21 protein-coding genes and 1 riboswitch are annotated in these 21,896 nt (G+C 72.8%); of the genes, 10 read left to right on the top strand and 11 right to left on the bottom strand.

Annotation, left to right across the window (positions count from 1 at the left end; all coding sequences use genetic code 11):
• Nucleotides 1-119: 119 nt before the first annotated feature.
• Together AW270_RS41985 and AW270_RS36760 are read right to left on the bottom strand one after the other, a co-directional pair.
• Nucleotides 120-1,565: an ankyrin repeat domain-containing protein gene (locus tag AW270_RS41985; protein WP_061300769.1), complete on the bottom strand. Its 1,446-nt coding sequence runs from the start codon at nt 1,563-1,565 to the stop codon at nt 120-122.
• Between the two features lie 139 nt (nt 1,566-1,704).
• Complete coding sequence (locus AW270_RS36760; protein ID WP_061300768.1) at nt 1,705-2,472, bottom strand: MBL fold metallo-hydrolase; 768 nt, start codon at nt 2,470-2,472, stop codon at nt 1,705-1,707.
• 36 nt (nt 2,473-2,508) lie between these two features.
• Between AW270_RS36760 and AW270_RS36755 the strand changes: the two genes are divergently transcribed.
• Nucleotides 2,509-2,688, top strand: coding sequence for a hypothetical protein (locus AW270_RS36755; protein WP_061300767.1), 180 nt, complete (start codon nt 2,509-2,511; stop codon nt 2,686-2,688).
• A gap of 8 nt (nt 2,689-2,696) precedes the next feature.
• Here AW270_RS36755 and AW270_RS36750 read toward each other — a convergent pair whose 3' ends face one another.
• The gene (locus tag AW270_RS36750; protein WP_245675032.1) at nt 2,697-3,908 is read right to left on the bottom strand and encodes a L,D-transpeptidase; all 1,212 of its coding nucleotides are present in this window, start codon (nt 3,906-3,908) and stop codon (nt 2,697-2,699) included.
• A gap of 151 nt (nt 3,909-4,059) precedes the next feature.
• Nucleotides 4,060-6,249 (bottom strand): SF1B family DNA helicase RecD2, encoded by a 2,190-nt coding sequence (recD2, locus tag AW270_RS36745; RefSeq protein WP_061300766.1) that lies wholly within the window; start codon nt 6,247-6,249, stop codon nt 4,060-4,062.
• A 30-nt stretch (nt 6,250-6,279) separates the two neighbouring features.
• On the opposite strand from recD2, the gene AW270_RS36740 reads away from it, so the two are divergent.
• Together AW270_RS36740 and AW270_RS36735 are read left to right on the top strand one after the other, a co-directional pair.
• A complete protein-coding gene (locus tag AW270_RS36740; protein ID WP_061300765.1) occupies nt 6,280-7,620 on the top strand; it encodes a serine hydrolase domain-containing protein in 1,341 nt (446 codons plus the stop codon).
• A 119-nt stretch (nt 7,621-7,739) separates the two neighbouring features.
• Nucleotides 7,740-7,937: riboswitch (cyclic di-AMP (ydaO/yuaA leader) on the top strand.
• Nucleotides 7,938-7,950: 13 nt separating this feature from the next.
• Nucleotides 7,951-8,643 (top strand): CHAP domain-containing protein, encoded by a 693-nt coding sequence (locus tag AW270_RS36735; RefSeq protein ID WP_157523187.1) that lies wholly within the window; start codon nt 7,951-7,953, stop codon nt 8,641-8,643.
• 14 nt (nt 8,644-8,657) lie between these two features.
• Here AW270_RS36735 and AW270_RS36730 read toward each other — a convergent pair whose 3' ends face one another.
• From AW270_RS36730 to AW270_RS36720, 3 genes are read right to left on the bottom strand one after another with little or no spacing between them, the layout of a single operon-like run.
• Nucleotides 8,658-9,389: an SRPBCC family protein gene (locus AW270_RS36730; protein ID WP_061300764.1), complete on the bottom strand. Its 732-nt coding sequence runs from the start codon at nt 9,387-9,389 to the stop codon at nt 8,658-8,660.
• 10 nt (nt 9,390-9,399) lie between these two features.
• Nucleotides 9,400-10,188, bottom strand: a complete 789-nt coding sequence (locus AW270_RS36725) for an ABC transporter permease (protein ID WP_061300763.1) — start codon at nt 10,186-10,188, stop codon at nt 9,400-9,402.
• Nucleotides 10,185-11,120, bottom strand: coding sequence for an ATP-binding cassette domain-containing protein (locus tag AW270_RS36720; RefSeq protein WP_061300762.1), 936 nt, complete (start codon nt 11,118-11,120; stop codon nt 10,185-10,187). The genes AW270_RS36725 and AW270_RS36720 overlap by 4 nt, the downstream gene beginning before the upstream one ends.
• A gap of 57 nt (nt 11,121-11,177) precedes the next feature.
• Between AW270_RS36720 and AW270_RS36715 the strand changes: the two genes are divergently transcribed.
• Nucleotides 11,178-11,966, top strand: a complete 789-nt coding sequence (locus AW270_RS36715; RefSeq protein ID WP_061300761.1) for a TetR/AcrR family transcriptional regulator — start codon at nt 11,178-11,180, stop codon at nt 11,964-11,966.
• Here the strand turns inward: AW270_RS36715 and AW270_RS36710 are convergent.
• Both AW270_RS36710 and AW270_RS36705 read right to left on the bottom strand, forming a co-directional pair.
• Nucleotides 11,910-13,280 carry a PP2C family protein-serine/threonine phosphatase gene (locus tag AW270_RS36710; protein ID WP_061300760.1) on the bottom strand — a complete coding sequence of 457 codons (1,371 nt, stop codon included), beginning with the start codon at nt 13,278-13,280 and terminating at the stop codon, nt 11,910-11,912. The genes AW270_RS36715 and AW270_RS36710 overlap by 57 nt on opposite strands.
• Before the next feature lie 48 nt (nt 13,281-13,328).
• Nucleotides 13,329-14,003 carry an NAD(P)-dependent oxidoreductase gene (locus tag AW270_RS36705; protein ID WP_061300759.1) on the bottom strand — a complete coding sequence of 225 codons (675 nt, stop codon included), beginning with the start codon at nt 14,001-14,003 and terminating at the stop codon, nt 13,329-13,331.
• Nucleotides 14,004-14,043: 40 nt separating this feature from the next.
• Here AW270_RS36705 and AW270_RS36700 point away from each other — a divergent pair, with 40 nt between their 5' ends.
• The 3 genes from AW270_RS36700 to AW270_RS36690 all read left to right on the top strand — a co-directional run bounded on the left by AW270_RS36700 (nt 14,044) and on the right by AW270_RS36690 (nt 16,138).
• A complete protein-coding gene (locus AW270_RS36700) occupies nt 14,044-14,481 on the top strand; it encodes a MarR family transcriptional regulator (protein ID WP_061300758.1) in 438 nt (145 codons plus the stop codon).
• A 32-nt stretch (nt 14,482-14,513) separates the two neighbouring features.
• Complete coding sequence (locus AW270_RS36695; RefSeq protein ID WP_061300757.1) at nt 14,514-15,338, top strand: alpha/beta fold hydrolase; 825 nt, start codon at nt 14,514-14,516, stop codon at nt 15,336-15,338.
• A 68-nt stretch (nt 15,339-15,406) separates the two neighbouring features.
• A complete protein-coding gene (locus AW270_RS36690) occupies nt 15,407-16,138 on the top strand; it encodes a DUF7873 family protein (RefSeq protein ID WP_061300777.1) in 732 nt (243 codons plus the stop codon).
• Nucleotides 16,139-16,534: 396 nt separating this feature from the next.
• Here AW270_RS36690 and AW270_RS36685 read toward each other — a convergent pair whose 3' ends face one another.
• Both AW270_RS36685 and AW270_RS36680 read right to left on the bottom strand, forming a co-directional pair.
• Nucleotides 16,535-18,499 carry an AfsR/SARP family transcriptional regulator gene (locus AW270_RS36685; RefSeq protein ID WP_157523184.1) on the bottom strand — a complete coding sequence of 655 codons (1,965 nt, stop codon included), beginning with the start codon at nt 18,497-18,499 and terminating at the stop codon, nt 16,535-16,537.
• Between the two features lie 91 nt (nt 18,500-18,590).
• A complete protein-coding gene (locus tag AW270_RS36680) occupies nt 18,591-19,115 on the bottom strand; it encodes a MarR family winged helix-turn-helix transcriptional regulator (protein ID WP_061300755.1) in 525 nt (174 codons plus the stop codon).
• Between the two features lie 19 nt (nt 19,116-19,134).
• Here AW270_RS36680 and AW270_RS36675 point away from each other — a divergent pair, with 19 nt between their 5' ends.
• Genes AW270_RS36675 through AW270_RS36665 form a run of 3 tightly spaced genes read left to right on the top strand, consistent with a single transcriptional unit; the run spans nt 19,135 to nt 21,844 of the window.
• Nucleotides 19,135-20,190: an LLM class flavin-dependent oxidoreductase gene (locus AW270_RS36675; RefSeq protein WP_061300754.1), complete on the top strand. Its 1,056-nt coding sequence runs from the start codon at nt 19,135-19,137 to the stop codon at nt 20,188-20,190.
• The gene (locus AW270_RS36670; RefSeq protein ID WP_061300753.1) at nt 20,187-21,224 is read left to right on the top strand and encodes an LLM class flavin-dependent oxidoreductase; all 1,038 of its coding nucleotides are present in this window, start codon (nt 20,187-20,189) and stop codon (nt 21,222-21,224) included. The genes AW270_RS36675 and AW270_RS36670 overlap by 4 nt, the downstream gene beginning before the upstream one ends.
• Nucleotides 21,221-21,844: an NADPH-dependent F420 reductase gene (locus AW270_RS36665; protein ID WP_061300752.1), complete on the top strand. Its 624-nt coding sequence runs from the start codon at nt 21,221-21,223 to the stop codon at nt 21,842-21,844. The genes AW270_RS36670 and AW270_RS36665 overlap by 4 nt, the downstream gene beginning before the upstream one ends.
• Nucleotides 21,845-21,896 lie beyond the last annotated feature (52 nt).

Here is a 21,896-nt window from a genome sequence, read left to right as displayed (position 1 = left end):
GCCTCGAAAGGCGCGCTTCCGTTACGGCTCCGCCCGCCCCGGCGCCGCCCGCCGCCGCCGGACCGCGCCGCATCCGGCGGCCACCGGCCGCGCCAGGGCGACGCCGCGACGACGACCGGTCAGCGGGTCGCGCGGTCACGCAGGAGGGCCGCCACCCGGTGCCTGCCGCCGTGTTCGGCCCAGCCGAGGGGCGTGGCGCCGAAACGGGTGTCCTTGATCGTCGGGTCGGCGCCGAGGCGGAGCAGCGCGGCCGCCGTCTCCACGTCGTCGTTCCAGGCGGCGTCGTGAAGCGGGGTCGAGGCGTGCAGGTGGTCGACGTCGAAGCCCAGGTCCGCCAGGAGCGACACGGCCGCCGTCTTGCGCTGCCCGGCGGCCCGGTTGATCAGCTCCGGGTGGTCGGCCAGGGCCCGCGCCAGCAGGGCGGGACCCAGGGCGGCCACGGCGGCGGCGTCGGCGCGCATGCACGCGGCGACGAAGGCCTCCATCCCCTCCAGACGCGCTGAGGCGCCCGCGGCGGCCAGCAGCTCGGCGACCTCGGTGTGGCCGTTGAGCAGCGCCAGCTCGTAGGGGGTGCGGCCGCCGAAGGCCGGGTGCTGTCCCCGGCCGTCGGCCTCGACGCCGTGGGCGAGCAGGAGCCGGGTGCGGGCGGGGCCGCCGCGCAGGGCGGCGGTGGCCAGCTCCTCGCGCAGCAGCTGCCGGGGAGAGGGCAGCGTGGGGCCGAGCCGCGCCCGCCACGGGCCGCCCCGGTCGCGGCCCAGGCCGAACTCCAGGAGCAGCCGCAGGTGGGCGGCGTCGTCGGAGAAGGTGCCGCCCAGGCCCCGGTTGTAGAGGGTCTGGGCGTCGTTGGGGTCGGCGCCGTGCTCCAGCAGCAGCCGGGCCAGCGCCGGCCCTTCCGGGTGGGGCGGCTGGTCGCCTTCGCCGCCGCCGAACGCGCCGGTCAGCGCGGTGAACGGGGAGGTCAGGCCGTCCCACAGGAACCCGGCGTCGGGGTCGGCGCCGTGCTCCAGCAGCAGCCGGGCCGCCTCCACGGGACGGCCCGGAGCGGCGAGGCGGGCGTAGGCCAGGTAGAGCAGGGGCTCCCAGCCGAAGGGGCCGCCCTGGGTGCGGGCGAGCGCCGGGTTCGCGGCCAAAAGGCCGGCGAGGGCGTCGGCCGAGCCGGTGGCGGCCAGGGTGAAGACGGTCGCGGTGGCCAGGTCGGGGTGGCGGGCCAGCAGCAGGTCGGCTCCGCCGGTCCGGCCGGGATGGTCGGCGCCGTAGGTGAGGCAGGCCAGGCGCAGGAACTCCTGCGGGAGCTCCGCGCTCGCCTCCACCCGGTGGGGGGAGCGGGAGTAGCGCGCCACCGTGTCCAGGTGGGCCTTCAGGCGGGGCCAGCTCGCGAAGCCGTACCTGCGGGCGGTGACCAGCTGGGCGTCCGCCAGCCTGGCCGTCTGCGGGGGGCGGGGGTGGAACTCGGCGAGCAGTCCCAGAGCCTCGGGGGCGCCCGCTCTCACGTGCTGGAGGAGGGTTTTGGCCTGCTTGCGGAGGTGCTCCAGGCTGGGGTTGTCGGGCAGGCGGTCGATGGGCACCGGAACCTCGATTCCTCGGGCCTGGCATCCGCGGTGATCAGGCCGGAAAAGAGGTCGGGCCGGGCTGTGGGGTGAATCTCAGGTGGGCTCGGCCCTTCCCGCGGATCGGCGGCGCCCTGCGTGCGCCTGCCCATCGTAACTAGGTGAGGGCCAGGTCCAGTTCGTGCGGGTCGTGGGCGCTGAACAGGCGTACCTCCGCCGGCAGGTCGCGCAGGCGGGACAGGTTCTCGGTGCGCGCCCGGTGGTCGTCGGCGATCAGGCGCTGGGTGAGGGACAGGGCGAGGGGGCAGTGGGGGCGGGGGGCGACCTCGCCGTGGAACCAGTAGGCGTCCCCGGCGTGCAGGAGCCAGCCGTCGCCGGTGTCGACGGCCACGCCCGAGTGGCCGCGCGAATGACCGGCCAGGGGGATGAGGGCCAGGCCGGGCAGGTCGTGCAGGGGGCGGATGGCCGACAGGCCGAACAGGGTGTCGCCGCCGCGGTCGTCGTAGGTCATCCAGTCGACGCCGTGCTCCCACTGGCGGGCCCGGTATCTGTTCCGGTCGGCGGGCCGGGCGGGCCGGGTGGCGGCGGCGTGCTCGGCGGCGTGGAGGTGGACGCGCGCCCAGGGGAAGTCACGCAGGCCGCCCGCGTGGTCGACGTCCAGGTGGGTCACCACGATGTCGCGGACATCGCGCGGATCATGGCCCAGCGCGGTCACCTGGTGGTGGGCGCTCTCTTCCTGCGCCAGCGCCGGGCGGACCAGCCGCCGGTAGTAGCCGGGGAGCGCGCCGAAGGCCGCCTCTCCCCGGCCGAAGCCGGTGTCGACCAGGCACAGGCCGCGCGGGGTCTCCAGGAGCAGGCAGTGGCAGACGAGGGTGAAACCGCCCGGGGGGCGCATCGTGCCGCAGTTGAGGTGGTGGACCTTCACCGCCCCATAGTGGCGGCTACGGGTAACGTTGGGGTCATGTTCGCGCGTAAGCCCCTCGAAGAGCGGATCGCCGACCGCGTCGCCAAGCGGCCGCCGCTGAAGGAGGGCAGGCACTTCGAGCACCGGCCCGCCTTCATCGTCTTCTGCATCGTGATCAGCGTCGTGGTGATCAAGTTCGCCGGGGTGTTTCTCCTGATGCAGCTAGGGGTCCGTTAGGCCTCCGGTCACGCCTCCAGGGCGCTGCCCTTCTTCCACTTGGCGAACGACATCTGCCAGAAGCCCCAGCCGTTGTTCCACTCCAGCTCGCGGTCGGTGCCGACGATGTCGACGATGTCGCCGCGCTGGAAGTTGTCGTAGTACCACTTGGCCTGCACCGGGCCGGCGTTGATGCAGCCGTGGCTGACGTTGGCGCGGCCCTGCGAGCCGACCGACCACGGCGCGGAGTGGACGTACTCGCCCGAGTTGGAGATCCGCACCGCGTGGTTGACGATCTCCTTGTAGTAGCCGGGATCGCCCTCCTTCTTGCCGGGCGAGATCATGATCTCGGGGTTGTGCCGGGACATCGTCAGGTGGATGCCGCTGGTGGTGGTGTACTCGCGGGTGTCGCCCTTGCCGGCGCTGATCGGCATCCGCTGCTTCACCTTGCCGTCGACGCGCACGACCATCTGGTGGGTGCGGGTGTCGACCTTGGCGATCTGCGAGGCGCCGATCTTGATGGTCTGGGTGTAGGACTTGGTGCCCCACATGTCGCCCGCTCCGCGCACCCCGGCCAGGTCGGCGCTGAAGACGACCTTCTGGTGGGCCGGCCAGTACTTAGCGGTGCGGTACATGACGACGCGGTCGGAGATCCACCGCCAGGCGCCGACGGCCTTCTTCTGCGACTCCACGACCAGCGCCGACTCCACGGCGGCCTTGTTGGTGACGTCGTTGTTGAAGGTGACGGTGATCGGCATGCCGACGCCGACGGTCTCGCCCTTGATGCCGGGCGTGATGTCGATGACGGCCAGTTCCCGCTTGGGCTTGAGGGTGGTGAACTCACTGGTCAGCGCGGCCGGGCCGCCCGCGCCGGTCGCCTTGGCCGACACCGTGTAGGTGGTGGAGGGCTTGAGCGGCTTGCTGGAGGTCCACTTGGTGCGGGTGGCGTCGAACTCGCCCTCGACCTGGACGCCCCGCGACTGGACGGTCACCTCGTCGAGCGCGCCACCGGCGGCCACCACCACGACGCTCTTGTCGGGCCGGACCTTCACCGCGCCCTCCGCGGGTGACACCTTCAGCGTCGGCGCGGCCACGGCCGGCTTGTCGCCGCCGCCCTCCGCGGTCCCGGCGCCCCCCGGCGTCGTCGGCGTCGACCCTCCCGAGCATGCCGTCAGCACTGCCGTCATCACGACGGCGGTCGTGACGAAAGGCAGTTTCCAGCGACTGGTCTTGCTGTTCACAACTACTCCCCCACAGTGGCAAAGCGCGTACAAAACCCTATTAGGGCTTACCTGGCTTGTGAGCCACTTTCGGCTGACTTGACTCACAATTCGGTAGCGATGCGACAAGCGGGTCGTGACCTGGGAGTAAGACCCCGGGTGGAGCGGCCGGTCAGAGCAGCCGGTGGGTGAGGCCGGTGTGCCGGCGTCCGGCGCCTTTCACGCGGACGGCCTGGCCGAGCGCCCGGCGTGACCCCACCACGACGACCAGGCGTTTGGCCCGGGTGATCGCCGTGTAGAGCAGGTTCCGCTGCAGCATCATCCATGCGGAAGTCGCCAACGGAATCACCACCGCCGGATATTCCGACCCTTGTGACCTATGGATGGACACGGCATAGGCGTGGGCGAGTTCGTCCAGTTCGTCGAAGCTGTAGTCGACGCTCTCGTCCTCGTCGGTCAGGACGGTCAGTTTGTGGTCCTCGGGAATGATCGCGGTCACCACGCCGACGGTGCCGTTGAAGACGCCGGCCACGCCCTTGTCGTAGTTGTTGCGCAACTGGGTGACCTTGTCGCCGACGCGGAAGACCCGCCCGCCGTAGCGGCGTTCGGGCATCCCCTCCCGGAAGGGCGTGAGCGCCTCCTGCAGCGCCCCGTTGAGCGCCCCCGCCCCGGCCGCGCCGCGGTGCATGGGGGCCAGGACCTGGACGTCGCGGCGCGGGTTGAGCCCGAACCGGCCCGGGATGCGCTGGGCGACCACGTCGACGGTCAGGGCGGCGATCTCGTCGGGGTCCTCGGCCGGGAACAGGAAGAAGTCGGGGAACTCCCGCACCAGCGGCAGCCGGCCGCCGTTGACGCGGTGGGCGTTGACGACCACGCCCGACTGCTGGGCCTGGCGGAAGATCTGCGTCAGCCGCACCCGCGGCACGTCCGGGGCGGCCAGCAGGTCGCGCAGCACCTCCCCCGCGCCGACCGAGGGGAGCTGGTCGACGTCGCCGACGAACAGCAGGTGCGCGCCCGGCGCGACCGCCTTGGCCAGCTTGTTGGCCAGCAGCAGGTCCAGCATCGAGGCCTCGTCGACGACGACCAGGTCGGCGTCCAGGGGGTTGTCGCGGTCGAAGGTCGGGTCGCCGCCGGGCCGCAGCTGGAGCAGGCGGTGGACGGTGGTGGCCTCGTGGCCGGTCAGCTCGGCCAGGCGTTTGGCCGCCCGGCCGGTCGGGGCGGCCAGGATGACCTTGGCGCGTTTGGCGCGGGCCAGGGTGACGATGGAGCGGACGGTGAAGCTCTTGCCGCAGCCGGGGCCGCCGGTCAGCACCGCGACCTTCTCGGTCAGCGCCAGCCGGACCGCCTGGTCCTGCTCCTTGGCCAGGTCGGCGCCGGTCTGGGTCTTCAGCCACGTCAGGGCGGCGGGCCAGTCGACGTCGGCGAAGGCTTTCAGCCGGTCGCGGGAGGAGCGCAGCAGGGTCAGCACGGTGGTGGCCAGGGAGCGTTCGGCGCGGTGGAAGGGCACCAGGTAGATCGCCGGGACGGTCCCCTCGGCGACCGGGATCTCCTCCCGGACCACCCCTTCCTCGGCGACGAGTTCCTCCAGGCAGCGGGCGACCAGCTCGGCCTCCAGGCCGAGGATCTTCACGGCGTCGGCGACCAGGTTGGGGGCCGGGAGGTAGACGTGGCCGTCGTCGGCGGCCTGGGACAGGGTGTAGCGCAGGCCGGCCTTGACCCGCTCGGGGCTGTCGGCGGCGATGCCGACCGCCTGGGCGATGGTGTCGGCGGTCTTGAAGCCGATGCCCCACACGTCGTCGGCCAGCCGGTAGGGCTCGGCGCGCACGACCTCGATGGAGGTGTCGCCGTACTGCTTGAAGATGCGGACCGCGATGGAGGTGGAGACGCCCACCCCCTGCAGGAAGATCATCACCTCTTTGATGACCTTCTGCTCCTCCCACGCGGCCGCGATCATCCTGGTCCGTTTGGGGCCCAGGCCGGGCACCTCGACCAGGCGGGCAGGCTCCTGCTCGATGACGCGCAGGGTGTCGACGCCGAAGTGGACGGTGATGCGCTCGGCCATCTTCGGCCCGATGCCCTTGATCAGCCCGGAGCCGAGGTAGCGCTGGATGCCGGCGATCGTCGCCGGGAGCACGGTGGTGTACGACCACACCTCGAACTGCCTGCCGTAGCGCGGGTGGGAGGTCCAGCGGCCGGTCAGCCGCAGCGACTCGCCCGGCTGGGCGCCCAGCAGCGGGCCCACCACCGTCAGCAGGTCGGCGCCCGACCGTTCGGTGGCCACCCGCGCGATGGTGTAGCCGGTCTCCTCGTTGGCGTAGGTGATCCGTTCGAGGACGGCCTCGATGACGGAGCCCGATTCCACGCGCCAGAGCGTAGACCATAGCCTGGCCCCATGGTCTTGGAGAGTACGGCGCGCGCCCTGGCGCTACGCGTGGCCACCGAGCAGGCCACCGCTCGCGTCCCCGCCCTGGCGGTCGCGCTGGTGCGCGGCGGCGAGCTGATCTGGTCGGGCTACCGGGGCCGGGTGGGCGAGGCCCCGCCCACCGCCTCGACGCAGTTCCGGATCGGGTCGATCACCAAGAGCATGGTCGCCGTGGCGGTCATGCGGCTGCGCGACGAAGGTCTCCTGGACCTGCTCGACCCGCTGGACAAACACCTGCCGGGCACCCCCGCCGGTGAGGTGACGATCGCCCAGCTGCTGTCCCACACCGCGGGGCTGACGGCCGAGCCGCCCGGCGAGTGGTGGGAGCGGACGCCCGGCGTGCCGATGGCCGACCTGGTGGCGATGCTCGACCCGATGACCAGCCGCCACCGGCCGGGGCGGCGCTTCCACTACTCCAACGTCGGCTTCGGCCTGCTCGGCGAGGTGGTGGCGCGCAAGCGGGGCCGGGGGTGGGCCCAGGTCGTCCAGGAGGAGGTGCTGGCCCCGCTGGGCATGCGCGACACGACCGAGCGGCCGCGCGCCCCGCACGCCGACGGCTACGCCGTGCACCCGTGGGCCGACGTGCTGCTGCCCGAGCCCGAGCACGACGCGGTCGCGCTGGCCCCCGCCGGGCAGTTCTGGTGCACCCCGGCCGACCTGGCCCGCTGGACGATCTTCGTGGCCGGTGACGGCGCCGGGATCCTGCGCCCGGCCACGATGGCCGAGATGCGCGAACCGGCCACCGTCGAAGACGGCCCCGCCTGGACCTCCGGCTACGGGCTGGGCATCCAGCTGCGCCGCCACAACGGGCGGCGCCTGGCCGGGCACGGCGGGTCGATGCCCGGGTTCCTGTCCACCGTGTGGGCCGACCCCGCCGACGGCGTCGGCGTGCTGTTCATGGCCAACACCACCACCGGCGTGCGAGGCACGCTGACGGGCGACCTGCTCGACATCCTCGACGAGCACGAGCCGCCGCTGCCGGCCGAGTGGCGGCCCTCGCCCATCGACGAGGACCTGCTGGCGTTGACCGGCCCCTGGTACTGGGGGCCGGCCGCCTATGTGATGCGGGCCCTGCCGGGCCGGGGCCTGGCCCTGACGCCGATCGGCGAGACCGGGCGCGCCTCCCGCTTCGCCGCGCTCGCCGACGGGACCTGGCTGGGCCTGGACGGCTACTACGCCGGCGAGACGCTGCGCGTGGTCCGCACCGGCGAGGGTGTTCACCTCGATCTCAACACGTTCGTCTTCACCCGGGAGCCCTACGGCCCGCCCGGACCGGTGCCCGGCGGGGTGGACCCCGGCGGGTGGCGCTGACGTTACCCCCACCATGAGTTGATTGTCCAAGTTTGACCGTTTTGGGGAGTTGTACTACCTTCTGGGGAACTCGAGGCGGTGTGACCTGCATTACCGCAGGTCGGCCGCCTAAGGCAGACAACTAGAGATCGCCGAATCCGCGCGCCCCGCGCGGAACCGGGGAACCAGCGAGGACCCGGTGATCCCTCTCCCGATCACCAAGCACACCACCGGGTCCTCTGGGGTGAATCGGCCTGTTACCCCCTCAGGACAGGCCGTAGGGCGGCTTCCACGCCCGAATCCGTCAGCTAACCCGGTAGGCGGCATGGAAGCAAGGAGTCAACCCCACCCATGCGAGCCCCCAAACCTGGTATCCGCGCTGTCCTGCTCTCCGGCGTGATGACGTCCACCCTGGTCACCGGCGGCACCATCGCCATGGTCGACCTGACCCCGGCCGTCGCCCACGCCGAGGCCGCCGCCCCCGCGGGCACGGCCCCCGAGGGAGTGGCGGCCTACAGCCCCCTGCTGGAGGTCGCCAAGCGACTGCCCAAGGTCAGCGCGCAGCAGGTGCTCCACCTCGCCACCAGCCAGGTCGGCATCAGCGAGAACATCTACGGCGGCGGCACCAAGTTCCACGACTGGTACATGAACTCCGAGCGCGCCGGCGAGACCGTCGCCCGCGACGGCGGCAACCGCTGGGCCTACCGCAACGCCCCCTGGTGCGACATGTTCGTCAGCTGGGTCGGCAACCAGCTCGGCATCAGCCCCGTCATGGGCGAGGACGCCTACACCGTCCAGCACGCCGAGTGGTTCCGCCAGAACAACCGCTGGGGCACCAGCGCCCAGCCCGGCGCCGTGGTGTTCTTCGACTGGAACGGCGGCAAGGACATCCACGACATCCAGCACGTCGGCTTCGTCATCAAGGACAACGGCGACGGCACCATCGAGACCGTCGAGGGCAACACCGGCAACGGCGTGGTCGAGGTCCGCGAACGGCAGACCGCCGACGTCGTCGGCTACGGCTACCCCGTCTACACCGGCTAGACCGGCTAGACCGGCTAGACCGTCTCCAGCCAGTTCCGCCAGGCCGCCACGGCCTGGGCCTCGGGGACCTCCCCGGGGAAGGCGTGGTACTCCGCGACGACGGCGTCGCGGTAGCCGTGGACGAGCGTCACCATCGACGTCGCGGTCACCACGCACAGGAACCCCGACTCGGCGAACACGACCTGAGCGTCGTCGGGGTTCAGCCCGGGAACGCTGACACGGCCCTTCTCCGGTGGCTGCCCCAGGGAGAAGGCGTCGAGAAAGGCCGCCCACACCCTCGCGGCATCGGGGGTGGGGCGGCCGATCTCGAACAGCGCGTAGTCGGCCACCCGGCCCGGGAAATGCGTCAGATAGGCGTGCAGTTTGCGCAGGTAGAGGCCGTCGCCCGAGGACAGGGCGTCGTACTGGTCCTCCCAGTCGCCGGTCAGCAGGCCGGAGTGGACGAACCGCAGGACCGTGCTGCCGCCGCCGCGGCCCTCCAGCAGGTATTCGAAGGCCATGAACGACCCGTCGGCGCCGGTGTCGGTCGTGAACGCCAGCCGCTCGCCCGGATCCCAGCCGGTGACGGTGGCGTGGGTGGTGAACCCGGCCACCGTCTGGCGGCCGGCGCCGCCGACCCCGGGCTCGAAGTCGTTGGCGCCCATGAACCACGAGTCGACCCCCGGCCCCGTCGCGATCGCCTCCCACACCTCCTCGGGAGTGGCGGGCAGGACGATTTCCTCACGGACCTCGAACTCGTGTGCCATGCCGGTCAGCCTAGCGAGACAGGTTCCGGTAGGCGCGCACCGACAGCGGCGCGAAGACCAGCGTGATGACCAGCGGCCACACCAGGGCCAGCTCCACCGCGTGCGCCGCCGCCCAGGTGTCGTTGGGCCAGCCCGGGTTGCCGAACAGCTCCCGGGCCGCCGCCGCCGTGGACGACAGCGGGTTCCAGTCGGCGATCGCGCCCAGCCAGCCCGGCATCGTCGCCGGCGAGGTGATGGCGCTGGACAGGAAGCCGATCGGCCACACCAGGATCTGGATGGCCATCACGGCCTCCGGGTTGCGGATCTTCAGGCCCAGCCAGATGCCCGTCCACAGCAGCGCGAAGCGCAGCCACAGCAGCAGCCCGACCGCCGCCGCCGCGCCGGCCAGGCCGTTGTGGGCGCGCCAGCCGATCGCCAGCCCGGAGGCGATCAGCACCGCCAGGGCCAGGACCGTGGTGAGCATGTCGGCCGCCGCCCGGCCCGACACCACGGCCGAGGAGGCCATCGGCAGGGAGCGGAACCGGTCGGTGACGCCCTTGGTGACGTCGTTGCCGATCGAGGTGAAGGTGCCCTCCAGGCCGAAGACCATCGTCATCGCGAACATGCCGGGCATCAGGAACTCCCGGTAGCCGCCGTCGGGGACCTCGATGCCGCCGCCCAGCAGGTAGGCGAACAGCAGCACCACCATGACGGGGAACAGCAGCCCCGCGACGAGCTGGCCGGGGTTGGCGCCCCAGTGGGTGAACTCGCGCCGGGTGACGGTCCAGCCGTCGGCGAAAGCCCAGGTCAGACGGTTCATGCGTGGCTCCTGTCGGAACTGGTCAGGTGGAGGAAGACCTCGTCCAGGGTGGGGCGGCGGATCGCGACGTCGTCGGCCGCGATCCCGCTGTCGCGCAGGTCCTGCACGACCCTCGTCAGCGTCGCCATCCGGTCGGAGGCGGGCGCGCTGACCCGCCGGGTGTCGGGGTCGCCCTGGGCGCTGGGGCCGAGCAGGGCCTCGGCCGCCGGGAGGTCGGCCGGGTCGTGGACGACGATCTCCACCCGGTCGCCGCCCACCGTCTTCTTCAGCTCCTCCGGGGTGCCCTCGGCGACCTGGCGGCCCTCGTGGACGACGCTGACACGGTGGGCCAGCTGGTCGGCCTCCTCCAGATACTGCGTGGTCAGCAGCACCGTGGTCCCCCGCGCGACCAGGTCGCGGACGGCCGACCAGACCTCGGCCCGGCCGCGCGGGTCCAGCCCCGTGGTCGGCTCGTCGAGGAACAGCACCGGCGGCGACAGGATCAGCCCCGCCGCCAGGTCCAGGCGGCGGCGCATCCCGCCCGAATAGTTCTTCACCGCCTTCTTGCCGGTGTCGCCCAGGCCGAACCGGTCGAGCAGCTCCCCGGCCCGGCGGGCGGCGGCGGCCGGGCGCAGGTGGGACAGCCGGCCGAACATCTCCAGGTTGGCGCGGCCCGACAGGACCTCGTCGAGCGCGGCGTGCTGGCCCACCAGGCCGATGTGGCGGCGGACCTGGTCGCCGTCGCGGACCACGTCGAACCCGGCCACCCGGGCGGCGCCGGCGTCGGGGCGCAGCAGGGTGGTCAGCACCCGCACCGCGGTGGTCTTGCCCGCCCCGTTGGGGCCGAGCAGGCCGTGGACGGTCCCCTCCGGGACCGACAGGTCGAACCCGTCGAGGGCGGCCCGTGCGCCGAAGCGCTTGACGAGCCCGTGCGCCTCTATCGTGTACGTCATACCGTACAGCGTACCGTACGGCGTACGGATAAGTGGTCTGAGTAGGCTGGCGGGATCATGACCACGGAATACATCGGACGGGGCGACCCGGCCCGCACGCTGGCGCTGCTGTGGCGCGACCCGTCCCGCGCCCGGGAGCGCGCCCCCCGCAGGGGCCGCACCGACCTGACCGCCGACCGCGTGATCACCGCCGCGATCGAGGTCGCCGACGCCGAGGGCCTGGCCGCGCTGTCGATGCGCAAGGTCGCCGAGCACCTCGGCGTCGGCACGATGTCGCTCTACACCCACGTCCCGGGCAAGGCCGAGCTCATCGACGTCATGCTCGACACGGTCTACAAGGAGGCCTGGGCCCAGGCCGCGACGCCGCAGGGCTGGCGGGCGCGGGTGGAGCGCATCGCCCGCGACAACCTGGCCATGTACCGCCGCCATCCGTGGATCCTGCAGGTGGCCGTCAGCCGCCCCCCGCTGGGCCCCGGCACGCTGGGCAAGTACGAGCACGAACTGTCCGCCCTGGAGGGCGTCGGCCTGAGCGACCTGGAGATGGACAACGTCCTGACCCTCATCGGCGCCTACGTCCACGGCGCCGCCCGGGGCGTGGTCGAGGCCGAACGGGCGGCCCAGGAGACCGGCATGACCGACGAGGAGTGGTGGAAGGCCCACGAGCCGTTCCTGGCCGCCGTCGGCGACTTCTCCGCCTACCCGCTCGCCGGCCGGGTCGGCACCGCCAGCGGCGAGGCCTACAACGCCGCGACCGACCCGGCGGGCGCCTTCGAGTTCGGCCTGGCCCGGCTACTCGACGGGATCGCCGTCCTGGTCGAGGGCCGATTCGACGGCCGGGTCGAGTGACGGCGACGGCACCCGCACGGCCAGCACGACGATGTCGTCGACGTTGCCCTCCCGGCCCGCGATCTCGTCGGTGACCTCCTCGACCAGCCGCGGCAGCGGCAGCCCGGCCCGTCGGGTCACCGCCTCGACCAGGCGGTCGGTCGCGGAGTCCATGTCGGGGCCGGGGATCTCGATCAGGCCGTCGGTGAACATCACCAGCAGCGTGCCGGGGGTCAGCCGGAGGCGCGACTCGGTCCGCGGGGCCGGCCGGCCGTCCGGCAGCAGGGCCGGGAAGAACATCATGTCGTGGGCGGTGAGCTGTTCGGCCGCCCCGTCGGGGCGGACCAGGATCGGCGGCGGGTGACCGGCGTTGGTCCAGGTCAGGTCCCAGCCGTGCGGGCCGGGGGTCAGGTGGCCGTGGACGAGGCTGCCGGTGGCCTGCGGGAGCACGAGCCGCGCGGCGTGCTCCAGCGCGGTCACCGAGACGGCCGGTCCCCGCCCGGGGTGGTCGGCGTCGGCCTGGCGCAGCATGCTGCGCAGCTGGCCCATCAGGGTGGCCGCCTCCATGTCGTGGCCGGTGATGTCGCCCACGGTGACGGCCAGCGCCCACCCCGGCCGGCCGGGCGGCTGCAGATGGTAGGCGTCGTACCAGTCGCCGCCGACCAGGTCGGCCGTGGCGGCCGGACGGTAGAGCGCCGCCAGCTCCAGCCCCGGGGCCTCCGGCAGGTCGGTCAGCATCGCCCGCTGCAACTGGTGGGCCACGGTCACCCGCTCCGCGAGGAGACGGGCGCGCTCGACCGCGCGGCCGGTGTACCCGGCCACCGCCACCAGCACGGCCCGCTCCTGCAGGTCGATCGGGTGGGGCTGGTCCCAGCCCAGCACCAGCACCCCCACCGGGCCGCTCACCCCCGGCAGCGGCACGCACACCGCCGAGGCCAGGCCCAGCGCCCTGAAGGCCGTCAGCGCCGCGTCGCCGTAGCCCTCGCGCAGCACGTCACCACCGGTGATCTCGATCAGCCGCTGCCGCCGGAACGCCTCGAACGTGGGCCAGCCGGGGCCGACGTCGTGCTGCCGGGCGAAGGTCTCCACCGTGTGGGGGATCTCGTCGTCGACGATCCGGCGCAGCCCGCCGGCCTCGGCCAGCACCAGGCCGACGTAGGCGGGCTTCAGGTCGCTGACCATCAGGTCGCGGACGCGGCGGCGGATGTCGACGACGCTGGTGGTGTCGGCCAGGTCGTCGGCGGCCCGCAGCAGCAGCTCCGCGCGTGACAGGGCGGCCTCGGCCCGGGCGGAGACCCCGCGCAGCCGCGCCTCCTCTTCCCGATCCCGGCCCACCCGACCTCCCGTGCTCCTCCGGACATCCTCCCTTACCCAAAACGGGCGTCAGGTTGCCACGCCGATGGCATGTCCGATGGTGGAGGGCTGGTTCACCATAGCGAGCATGGCCGCCGCCACGTCGGCGCGCGGGATCGTGTGGCCGCGGGTCAGGTTCCGCTCGGGCGCGGTGCGGTAGCGGCCCGTGCCGGGCTTGTCGGTCAGGCGGGGCGGGCGGACCGCCGTCCAGTCCAGGCCGCTCTCGCGCAGCACGTCCTCGGCGGCCGCCAGGTCGGCGTACACCGAGGACAGCGCCCTCTTGACGATCGGGGTCAGCACATACCGGGTGAAGGCGCCCTCACCGGGATCACGCCGGGGGGCGTCGGGATTGCCGGGAGTGGGGACGGTGGAGACGGGGGCGGCGCTGACGATGACGATCCGGCGGGCGTGGGCGGCGTGCATGGCCGCCACGATCACCCGGGTCGCCTCGGTCACCACGCCGCGGTCCTGCTTGGGGGAGCGCGGGCCGATCCCCGACAGCACCCCGTCGGCGCCCTCGCAGGCCACGGTCAGCTCCTTCATGTCGGGGGCGATCCGCAGGTCGGCGACCATGACGTGGTGCGGCTCCAGCGACAGGCGGCCGGCGTCCCGCACGACGGCGGTCACCTCGTGGCCGGCCGCCAGCGCCAGCCGCAGGCATTCGGCGCCGATGCCGCCGGTGGCGCCGAATATCGTGATCTTCACGGGTTCCTCCGAGATGCGAAAAGTATGAGAGTCGTATTATATGGTTTCCATATCTTCTATCCAGGATGCGCTGCGCGCGCTGACCGCCCAGGTGTCGCTGCTCAACCAGGAGGTGGGTGGCCGGCTCGACCTGCGCCCGGTCGACCGTGACTGCCTCTACCTGATCTCCCAGCACGGCCCGATGGCCCCCTCGGCGCTGGCCAGGCTGACCGGGCTCCACCCGGCGACGATGACCGGCGTCCTCGACCGGCTGGAGAAGGGCGGCTGGATCGCGCGCGAGCGCGATCCGGGCGACCGGCGCGCGGTGCTCATCCGCCCGCTCGGCGACCGCGTCCCCGAGATCGTCTCCCTGTACGCCGGCATGACCCGCGCCCTCGACGGCATCCTCGACCGCTACTCCCCCGAGGAACGCGCGCTGATCCTGGATTTCCTCACTCAGGTCACCGACGCCGCGGCGACGGCGAAAGATTCCCTATGACTCCCTATCACAAGGAGTGATAAGGTATTTTCATGGAAATCTTCACCTCCCCCGACGCCGGGCGCGCGCTCCTGGACCGCTACCGCGAACTGCTGGACACCTGGCCCGTCCCGGCCGAGCGGCTGACGGTCCCGACCTCGCTCGGCGACACCTTCGTCCAGGCCTCCGGGCCGCCCGGCGCGCCACCGGTGATCCTGGTCCACGGCGCGATGGCCAACTCCCTGACCTGGTTCGGCGACATCGCCGCCTGGTCGCGGCGCCACCGCGTCTACGCCGTCGACATCCCCGGCGAGCCCGGCCTGTCGGCCCAGGTCCGCCCGCCCCGGGCCGACTACCCGGGCTGGCTGGCCGAGGTCATGACCGCCCTCGGCCACGAGTCGGCCGCCGTCGTCGGGCTCTCGCTGGGCGGCTGGATCTCCACCGGGTTCGCCGTCCGCCACCCCTCGCGCGTCGAGCGGCTGGCGCTGATCTGCCCCGGCGGCATCGGCAAGGTCCGCCACGGCATCCTGCTGGTCGCGCTGCTCCTGCTGGCCGTCGGGCAGCGCCGGCGGTCGCAGCGGCTCATCCTCGGCGGCGACCTGAGCGGCACCGGCTGGTTCGGGGAGTTCCACGACCGGATCAACCGCGACACCAGGCCCCGCCGCGACTCCCTGCCGATCTACACCGACGCGGACCTGTCGAGCCTGACGATGCCGATGCTGGTCATCGCGGGCGACCGCGACGCGCTCATCAACGGTCCGCAGACGGCGCGGCGGGTGCGCGCCAACGTGCCTAAGGCCGACGTCCGGCTCCTGCCGGGCGTCGGCCACCTGATCACCGGGCAGACCGACACCATCGGCGCGTTCCTCGACGCCTGACCGGTCGGCGCGGGCCAGTGCCGACAATTCAGGTGAAGACCGGCGCTCCTCCCGCTACCGTCATGATCGTGACCAAGCTCAACCAGATCCTCGCCGTGGAGAAGGGCGTCAAATCCGACGTCCAGCGCAAGGTGACGGACGCCTACCACCTGATCCAGAAGGCGCCGCTGCTGTCCGGCATCTCCCGCACCTACCAGCCGATCGACGACGAGGGCGAAGCGCTGCCCCCGGAGTCGACCCGCGTGCAGGTGCAGGCCGAGCAGGTGCTGCGGGACGTCGCGGTCACCCTCACCCGGCTGTTCGACGTGACCGCCACCAAGGACGTCGCCAACTGCTCGGCCAGGGCCGACGTCGTCGTCGACGGCAACCCGCTGCTGCGCGACGTGCCGGTGACCTACCTGCTGTTCCTCGAGAAGCAGCTCACCGACCTGCACACCCTGATCGCCAAGCTGCCCACGCTCGACCCGTCGGAGACCTGGGCGCTCGACGCCAACACCGACACCTGGCGGACCGAGCCGGTCAAGACGACCCGGACCAAGAAGGTGCCGCGCAACCACGTGCTGGCCGAGGCCACCGACAAGCACCCGGCTCAGGTCCAGGTCTTCAACGAGGACGTCGTGGTCGGCTACTGGACCCGCGTCGCCTTCTCCGGCGCGCTGCCGCAGCGCCGCGTCAACGAGCTGCTCGGCCGCCTGACCAAGCTCCAGGAGGCGGTGAAGTTCGCCCGCGAGGAGGCCAACGGCACCGAGATCACCGAGAGGAAGATCGGCGAGGCGGTGTTCGGCTACCTGCTGGGGTAGCCCCCAAGGACCCCTGCCCGAGAGGGTGGGGTGCGTGATGAGCGCAAGCTGAAATTGAAGCAGTCAGACTGAACCACGGTGACAGCGCAGGTTCGAATCCTGCCCCCCGCACCCCACGCGGGGGTGGCCCAACCGGTAGAGGCAGCCGCTCAAACTCAGGCTCTCGCTCCAGACTCAGCATCGCCGCCGGTCACCGGATCGACCGGCCACGGACGAAGGTCGTCAGGTTGCGGGTTCGAATCCCGCCGGGTGCTCTCATGCGCCCGTGGCTCAACGGAAGAGCAGGCGACATGATCGTGATCTGTGGCCTTAAACGCCGCCGGTGCCGCGATATGGCGGCCCTTCGGCCCCCGGGATACAGGGCATTTCCCGGGGGCCACCGCTCTTTCCCGGCCCCTATCCGCCGGACGGTGCGGCGCCGCAGCGCCATTTCGGCATCGCCCTGACGCAATTGGATCTGGCCCAGGGCGTGCCTCGCGCGCACGAGGCGGACAGATCGGCGGCCTCGGCCGTCAGGCCCCGTTCGGCGGCGGCGGTGACGGCGGCGGTCAGGAGCTCGCGTTCGGCCAGGATCCACGCCCGGTCGGCGCCGGCGATCCGGGCGGTCGCCGTCCGCAGCAGGCGGCGCAGCGCCTCCCGCGACGACGACGCCACCTCCGCCGCGTAGAGCAGCAGCAGGCTGTGCATGCGATGGCGGATCTGCCCGGCCGCGTCCCGTTCACCGGCGGTGACCAGGCCGGCGGCGGCCAGCTCCTCCAGGGCGGAGTCGGCCGCGCGTTCCGGCTCGCCCAGCAGCGCCGCCACCGACCACGACGCCAGGCCGTCCACCCCCAGGTGCCCGAACGCGGTGAACGCCCGCCGCGCCTCCTGCGACAGGGCGGCGTAACTCGTCGAGAAGGGGCTGCGGATGGACAGCCGCCCCCAGCGCAGCTCGTCGAGGCGCGCCTCGGTCAGCCGCCGAGCCAGCTCCGCCGGCGGCCACGCCGGGCGGGTCGCCAGCCGGGCCCCCGCGATGCGCAGCGCCAGCGGCAACCGGCCGCAGGCCCGCACGATCGTCTCGGCCGCCGCCGTGTCGCCCGCCACCCGGGCAGGCCCGGCGGCCTGGGCGAACAGGGCGTGCGCGTCGGCGGGCGGCAGCACGTCCAGCGGGACCGCGGTCGCGCCCGCCAGCAGCGGCAGCGGCCCCTGCGAGGTCACCACGACCGCCGAGTCCGCGGTCCCGGGCAGCAGGGCCTGCACCTGGGTCTCGGTGCCCGCGTCGTCCAACACCACCAGCACCGCCCGGTCGGCCAGCAGCGCCCGGTACAGCGCGGCCCGCTCCTCGGCGGCCGGCGGCAGCGCCGCGCCGTCCACCCCGAGGGCGCGCAGCAGCTCCGCCAGCAGCGCCGCCGGTTCGCGCGGCGCGGCCGAGGCCCCGTCGAGCCGGGCGAACAGCTGGCCGTCGGGGAAGCGCGCCCGCAGCTCGTGGGAGACGTGCACGGCCAGCGTGCTCTTGCCGACCCCGGGCGGCCCCGACACGACCACGATCGGCGGCGCGCCCCCGGTGGTGCGCAGCGCCTCGGCGACGCGGCGGGCCTCCCCGCGCCGGCCGACGAACCCGGCGATGTCGGGCGGCAGCAGGCACGGCCCCCGGCGCGGCGTCACCTCGGGCGTACCGTCCAGGAGCGCGGCGTGCAGCTCGCGCAGCTCCGGGCCGGGCTCGACGCCGAGCTCGCCGACCAGCGCCGAGCGGGCCCGCCGGTAGGTCTCCAGGGCCTCGGCCCGGCGGCCCGCGCCGTCGAGGGCCCGCATGAGCCGCACCCACAGCCGTTCGCTCAGCGGCGCGGCCGCCACGAGCGCCTTGATCTCGCCGACCAGGTCGTTGTGGTGACCGGCGCGTAATCGCAGGTCGATCCAGTCGAGCCGGGCGGCGGCCGCCTGCTCCTCCAGCTCGCTGACGCGCGGCGCTACCGCCACCCCCAGCGGCACGTCCTCGGCCGGCCGCCCCCGCCACAGGCCCAGCGCCCGCCCGAACAGCTCGATGGCCTCGGCCGGGTCGTCGTCGCTGCTCCTGCGGGCCCGGCGGATCGCGTCGTCGAAGGCCAGCAGATCCAGGCGGCCGGCGTCCAGCGGCAGCCGGTAGCCGCGCTCGTGCGTCTCGACCGCGATGTCCTCCTTGCGCAGCAGCGAGACGTAGTTCTGCAGATTGGCCATCGCCGAGGCGGGCGGCTCGTCCCAGACGCACCGCAGGAGCCGGTCCTTGGACACGACCGCGCCCGGATGCAGCAGCAGCGCCCCCAGCACCGCCCGCGCTTTGGGCGGAAGCCTCACCGGCCGCCCCGATTTCAGGGCACGCACCGGCCCCAGGATCTCGAAGTCCACCACACGCCCCCGTGTGAATCGCCCCTGTATGGGGCAACTATATGGATTTCGTACGTCTGTTCGGAATCCTCCTTGGGGAGGATTCCGCCTTCTACGACGCCTTCGACGGGCCGGGGGCCGCGTCCAGCCGGGCCCGCAGGGTCGCGGCCAGGTCGCCCGCGGCGGCGACCTGCTCGGGGGTCAGCGCGTCGACGAACAGCTCGCGGATCGCGCGCAGGTGCGGGACGGTGGCCCGGCCGAAGGCGGCGGCGCCCGCCTCGGTGAGGACGACCTCCGCACCCCGGTTGTCGGTCGTGCAGTTCTCCCGCCGCACCAGGCCGCGCCGGTCCATGCGCCCCAGATGGTGGGACAGGCGGCTGCGCTCCCAGCCGATCGTCGCGGCCAGCTCGGAGGAGCGCAACCGGCCGCTTTCGGCCTCGGTCAGGGCGAGCAGGACGGCGTAGTCGCCCGTCGACAGGGCCGAGTCGCTGTGCAGGCGGGCGGCGAGCTCGGCCCGCAGCGCGTCGGTGGTCTCGATGAAGTCGCGCCAGATCCGCAGCTCCTCCCGCGTCGGCAACTGGCCCCTGCGCTGGGTCACCCTGGTCACCCCGGTCTCCTCCCGGAATATAATTGACATGTCAATCATTTTCGATCGTATGACGTCGAGGCAAGTGATGTTCGAAATAGGGCTCAACTCGTTCGGGGAGGTCGCCACCGACGGCGACCGCGTGCTCTCCGACGCCGAGACCGTCCGGCTGATCGTCGAGGAGGCGCGGCTCGCCGAGGCGGCCGGGCTCGACGTGTTCAGCCTGGGCGAGCACTACCGCGAGGGCCACACCGACTCGGCCACCCCGGTGCTGCTGGCCGCGATCGCCACCGCGACCGGGCGCATCGCGCTCGGCACGTCGGTGACCGTGCTCAGCACCAACGACCCGGTGCGGCTCTACAACGAGTTCGCCACCCTCGACGCGGTGTCGGACGGCCGGGCCCGCATCGTGCTCGGCCGCGCCTCGGCGACCGAGTCGTTCCCGCTGTTCGGCTACGACCTGGCCGACTACGAGCGGCTGTTCGAGGAGAAGCTCGACCTGTTCCTGCGCCTCGAACGCGAGGAGCGGGTGACCTGGTCGGGCACGGTCCGCGCCCCGCTGGTGCGGCACCTGCCGCGCCCGCGCATGCGCCCCGGCGGCATCCCCACCTGGATTGGCGTGGGCGGCAGCCCCACCTCGGTGCTGCGCGCCGCCCGCCACGGCCTGCCGCTGATGATGGCCGTGATCGGCGGACGCCCCCAGCGCTTCGCCGGCAACGTCGAGCTCTACCTCACCGCGCTGGAGCGGTCGGGCCGCCCCGCCCAGCCGATCGGGCAACACTCGCTGGGCCTGGTCGCCGACACCGACGAGGAGGCCCGGGAGGTCTGGTGGCGGCACTGGCAGCCGGTCGTGGCGGCGCTGGCGGCCGAGCGCGGCTTCTACGCCCCCACCCGGGAGCGGTTCGAGGCCGAGCTCGACCAGGGCGCGCTCTACGTCGGCTCCCCCCGGACGGTCGCCGAGAAGATCGCCAGAACCGCCCGTGACCTGCGGCTCAGCCGCTTCGACCTCAAGTACGACATCATGCACCTCCCCCGCGACGCCCGAGCCCGCACCATCGAGCTGCTCGGCCGCGAGGTCGCCCCCCGCGTCCGCGAACTACTCACCCCGAGAAGAAGAAGCGCATGACCGACATCTCCTTCGGCCTCGACACCTTCGGCGACGTGCCGAACGACGACGCCGGGACCCCCGTCTCCCACGCCGCCGCGATCCGCCAGGTCCTCGACGAGGCGGTGCTCGCCGACGACCTCGGCGTCGACGTGATCGCCCTGGGCGAGCACCACCGCCCCGAATACTCGATCTCCACCCCGGAGACCGTGCTGGCCGGGATCGCGACCCGCACCTCCCGCATCCGCCTGGCCTCCGGCGTCACGGTGCTCAGCTCCGACGACCCGGTGCGCGTCTTCCAGCGCTTCGCGACCGTCGACGCGCTGTCGAACGGCCGGGCCGAGGTGATCCTCGGGCGTGGCTCCTTCACCGAGTCCTTCCCGCTGTTCGGCTACGACCTGGCCGACTACGACGTGCTGTTCGAGGAGAAGATCGAGCTGTTCGCCAGGCTCCTGGAGGAGAAGCCGGTCACCTGGAGCGGCACCGTCCGCGCCGCCCTCGACAACGCCGACGTCTACCCCAAGACCGAGTCGGGCCGCCTCACCACCTGGGTCGGCGTCGGCGGCTCACCCCAGTCGGTGATCCGCACCGCCCACTACGACCTGCCGCTGATGCTCGCCATCATCGGCGGCGCGCCCGACCGGTTCGCCCCCTACATCGACCTGTACAAGCGGGCCGCCGGCCAGTTCGGCACCACCGCCCACCCGGTCGGCATGCACTCGCCCGGCTTCGTCGCCGACACCGACGAGGAGGCCGCCGAGGGGTTCTGGCCCGGCTACAAGATCATGCGCGACCGGATCGGCGCGACCCGGGGCTGGCCGCCGATCCGCCGCTCGGAGTACGACTCCGAGATCGCCCACGGCTCGCTCTACATCGGCTCGCCCGAGACCGTCGCCCGCAAGATCGCCGCAGCGGTCACCAGTCTGGGCGTCGCCCGCTTCGACCTCATCTACAGCGTCGGCCCGCAGCCGGTCAGCGCCCGCCTCAAGGCCGTCGAGCTGTACGGCTCCAAGGTCATCCCCATGGTCCGCGACCTCCTGGCCGGGCGGTCATGACCACCATCGGCATCCTGGGTGCGGGCAAGGTCGGCACCGTCCTGGCCCGGCTGGCCGTCGCGGCCGGATACGACGTGCTCATCGCGGGCTCCGGCGACCCCGCGCGGATCGCCCTGGTCGTCGAGGTGCTGGTGCCCGGCGCGGTCGCGGTCACCTCCGCCGAGGCGGCGGCCCGGTCCGACGTGGTCGTGCTGGCCCTGCCGCTGGGCCGGCACCGCACCCTCCCGGTGGAGGAACTGCGCGGCAAGCTCGTGATCGACGCGATGAACTACTGGTGGGAGGTCGACGGCGTGCGCGACGACCTGGGTGACTCCAGCCGGATCGTCCAGGAGTTCCTGACGGGCGCGCGGGTGGTCAAGGCGTTCAACCACATGGGCTACCACGACCTGGAGGACGGCGCCCGGCCCGCCGGAGCGCCTGGCCGCCGCGCGATCGCCGTCGCCGGTGACGACCCCGCCGACGTCGCGGCCGTCGCCGCGATCGTGGACGCGCTCGGGTTCGACCCGGTGCTCGCCGGGTCGCTGGCCGACGGGGTGCGCCTGGAGCCGGGGACCGAGCCGTTCGGCGCCAACGTCGAGGCGGCCGAACTGCGCGCCATGCTGGCCCGCGACCGCGTATGAGCCCACCGCCCGCGATTGTTCGCCATCATGGGTGACAACGGGAGGGGACAGG

Origin of the sequence: Herbidospora cretacea (assembly GCF_001570605.1) — a bacterium.
In the GTDB taxonomy this organism is placed as follows: domain Bacteria; phylum Actinomycetota; class Actinomycetes; order Streptosporangiales; family Streptosporangiaceae; genus Herbidospora; species Herbidospora cretacea.
The sequence above is the reverse complement of the archived record's forward strand: the minus strand, read 5'-3'. Positions and strand labels throughout refer to the sequence as shown.

What these genes read in the sequence shown, in the direction of transcription:
- AW270_RS36740 (WP_061300765.1), top strand. Translation starts at nt 6,280, where the DNA reads ATGGTCTTGGAGAGTACGGCGCGCGCCCTGGCGCTACGCGTGGCCACC.
- AW270_RS36695 (WP_061300757.1), top strand. Translation starts at nt 14,514, where the DNA reads ATGGAAATCTTCACCTCCCCCGACGCCGGGCGCGCGCTCCTGGACCGC.
- AW270_RS36735 (WP_157523187.1), top strand. Translation starts at nt 7,951, where the DNA reads ATGCGAGCCCCCAAACCTGGTATCCGCGCTGTCCTGCTCTCCGGCGTG.
- AW270_RS36670 (WP_061300753.1), top strand. Translation starts at nt 20,187, where the DNA reads ATGACCGACATCTCCTTCGGCCTCGACACCTTCGGCGACGTGCCGAAC.
- AW270_RS36715 (WP_061300761.1), top strand. Translation starts at nt 11,178, where the DNA reads ATGACCACGGAATACATCGGACGGGGCGACCCGGCCCGCACGCTGGCG.
- AW270_RS36680 (WP_061300755.1), bottom strand. Translation starts at nt 19,115, where the DNA reads ATGTCAATTATATTCCGGGAGGAGACCGGGGTGACCAGGGTGACCCAG.
- AW270_RS36675 (WP_061300754.1), top strand. Translation starts at nt 19,135, where the DNA reads ATGACGTCGAGGCAAGTGATGTTCGAAATAGGGCTCAACTCGTTCGGG.
- AW270_RS36730 (WP_061300764.1), bottom strand. Translation starts at nt 9,389, where the DNA reads ATGGCACACGAGTTCGAGGTCCGTGAGGAAATCGTCCTGCCCGCCACT.
- AW270_RS36720 (WP_061300762.1), bottom strand. Translation starts at nt 11,120, where the DNA reads ATGACGTACACGATAGAGGCGCACGGGCTCGTCAAGCGCTTCGGCGCA.
- AW270_RS36665 (WP_061300752.1), top strand. Translation starts at nt 21,221, where the DNA reads ATGACCACCATCGGCATCCTGGGTGCGGGCAAGGTCGGCACCGTCCTG.
- AW270_RS36725 (WP_061300763.1), bottom strand. Translation starts at nt 10,188, where the DNA reads ATGAACCGTCTGACCTGGGCTTTCGCCGACGGCTGGACCGTCACCCGG.
- AW270_RS36700 (WP_061300758.1), top strand. Translation starts at nt 14,044, where the DNA reads ATGGTTTCCATATCTTCTATCCAGGATGCGCTGCGCGCGCTGACCGCC.
- AW270_RS36755 (WP_061300767.1), top strand. Translation starts at nt 2,509, where the DNA reads ATGTTCGCGCGTAAGCCCCTCGAAGAGCGGATCGCCGACCGCGTCGCC.